This window comes from Candidatus Phytoplasma fabacearum (assembly GCF_030586805.1).
Classification (GTDB): Bacteria; Bacillota_I; Bacilli_A; order Acholeplasmatales; family Acholeplasmataceae; genus Phytoplasma; species Phytoplasma fabacearum.
Genome location: NZ_JAOSIM010000041.1, coordinates 1 through 2,459, shown reverse-complemented (window position 1 = coordinate 2,459; position 2,459 = coordinate 1). Strand labels below are relative to the sequence as shown.

Annotated in this window: 3 protein-coding genes; all 3 read right to left on the bottom strand. The window is 37.3% G+C overall.

Annotation, left to right across the window (positions count from 1 at the left end):
• Positions 1–506 precede the first annotated feature (506 nt).
• From OC705_RS02450 to OC705_RS02440, 3 genes are read right to left on the bottom strand one after another with little or no spacing between them, the layout of a single operon-like run.
• Entirely contained in the window at positions 507–809 is a 303-nt protein-coding gene (locus OC705_RS02450) for a group II intron reverse transcriptase/maturase (protein WP_304512694.1), read from the bottom strand.
• Positions 810–816: 7 nt separating this feature from the next.
• A complete protein-coding gene (locus OC705_RS02445) occupies positions 817–1,161 on the bottom strand; it encodes a reverse transcriptase domain-containing protein (RefSeq protein ID WP_304514060.1) in 345 nt (114 codons plus the stop codon).
• A 43-nt stretch (positions 1,162–1,204) separates the two neighbouring features.
• Positions 1,205–1,522 (bottom strand): reverse transcriptase domain-containing protein, encoded by a 318-nt coding sequence (locus tag OC705_RS02440; RefSeq protein WP_304512697.1) that lies wholly within the window; start codon positions 1,520–1,522, stop codon positions 1,205–1,207.
• Positions 1,523–2,459: the final 937 nt, after the last annotated feature.

Below are 2,459 nucleotides of genomic sequence, written 5' to 3'. Positions count from 1 at the left end.
AATACGGATAGATTATTGGCGTTTCTTTGATAGGATTTGTTTTTCTATCAAATATTACCAACAGCCCCCGTCCAAACGGTGCGAGCAAGTTTCCAAGCACACCGCTTTCCATAATTTATCCCTTTTCGGGTTTAACTTCGTGTCACCACTGGTTAAATGTTTATTCTTGACCTTTTATTCTTTTCAAATATTCTAAGATCCCTCATTTGTTGGTTGGTCTTCTTACTACAAGGACAAACCTGACAAAGTACCATCATTTTTTAGTTCATCATCCTTCGCCAATTAGCATCTCTGACGGTTCCGACAGGGTGAATTTCCAGGGATTGATTTTCTAACTGGCAAACTTCACATTTCTGTGCGGTTAACCTGTCAGTTAATCTGGTTCTCCCTTTGAAGAGATTGGGATTGATAACTATTTCGGTTATTTCGCCTTTATAGTTTTTCAACCTTTTAATTCTCCCCCAGGAGAAGTTATCCCATGATTCCACTTTTGTCTTTTTGGATTTTCAGTTATATTTTATTCCCCATCCTGGCGGATGGTTGAGCTTCCTTCGGACTCTAGCAATGGAGGTTTTCCATTTGTTTACTAGTGTCTTTAAACAACTATATTCGGCGATGTAATTTAAGTACATTAGTTGACTTAAGTTCCTGGCCATACAGAAATATTGGATAATTCCTCGGACGATTGTTTTATATGTCCTAATAATTTCTAACGGTTCCCGATGGACGAGGGTCTGGTCATGTACTAATTTTCCCCTTTTTTTCCAACCATAGTTGTTAATATATTTCTTGACGGTTTTCTGCGGCATTAATATATTAAACCTTGCCATTCCGCGAATTCTTAGTGGTTTTCTTGGTTGTGGTGTTTCTGGTAGGATTAATTTTAACCAAATAAGATAGAAATTTACATCCTTTGGTGGCTGGAACAATTTTCGATTTATCCCTGCTGACTTTAAGACCTAAGTTATCTGTTAACCATTGACTAACCAGTTTATCTATTTTATCTACCTCATCCCTTTCCCCTTTAAAACCGATAATAAAATCATCGGCATATCTTACGTATTCCACGCGAGAATTGGGGTTGAGATTTACCCAGCTGTTCATTTTGTCCCTTACTTTATAAAGCTTTAATTGCGTGGCCCTAACATATTTGGGGTTCATTTTGAACTGTGGTATTCCAGCTTTAACTAGTTCCCCTAATTTCTTATCCAGATAATCTAAATAGATTAGCAAGTAGCGAGGAGATGATTCCTCCTTGCGGCAAACCTGACGTTGATTGGTATTGCCACCCTTTATCCCTGATGTTTGCTTTCAGCCATCCTTGGATAGTTTTGAGTACTTTCTCCTTGCGAATGTATTTGTGGAGCATCTTTTGAAGGATATCATGGTTAATGGTGTCAAAGAAACCTTCAATGTCAATCTTAATCAGGTAGTCAATGCCCTTGAATCTCTGTTCTATCCGCTTTACTGCGTCTATTCCCGATTTCTTGAGTCTAAATCCAAAACTCCATTCCGAAAAAATGTTTTCAAAATAGGGAGTTAGGTATTATTCTATAAGCCTTTTGGATGATTCTATCTTGCATGGTGAGGATTCCGAGTGGTCGGGATTTCCCATTTCCCTTCGGAATGTGAACTCTTTTAACCGGTTTCGGGTTATATTGGTTGTGAACGTATTTTTGGTGATATTTCTTTAACTTGTTTAAGTCTATATCATCTATTATTCTCCCATCAATTCCCAGTGTTTCTGCTCCCGTTATTGGTGGCAATCTGATAAAAAACGAGATAGGTATTAATTAAGTTGTTCATTCCCCATTTGAGTTCTTGTTTTAATATGTGTTGTTTTAAAGATTGGTCGTGAATCTTACTCATTGTCCAGAGAAGTTTCGATTTTAAGAACTCAAAATCATTTTTCTAGGTTTTACCTATTCCTTCTGTGGTCTCAATGAATAAACAATAAATTACTTTCTTCTTTCGCCCTATGAGAGTGGTTATCTCTCTTCTTGGTAAGACGATTAGCTAGCTTATTCCAAAACTAGGTTTACCCTTACGACTACTAAGAAGATGCTTTATCCTTGACTATCAGGGCTTTTATTTCCTGATTTGTAAGTTTAATTACTTAGTTTTAGGATTCTCCAAGTTACGCTAAATTTCTACCTTCATTCTTTAGGGGAAGTGACCATTTTGGTTAATGGTAAGATTCCAGGTTTGTTAATTGATAAACTATCCAATACCGAAGTTATGTATTGGTAGACTCTGGACTGTTCGTTTAAGCAACTTCCGGAACAGGTTTGATAATTACATCTATTTTCCTTCTTAGGCCATTTCAGGCTTCTCCATGGAATTATTAGGTGGCGGTATCTTCTTGACTAATTTGCTTTCGTCGCAATCCGCTTTTATGGTCTGCTGTAATCCGTCATTCTTTCGTTTGACTGACCAACCATATCCCTTCAGGGTTTATC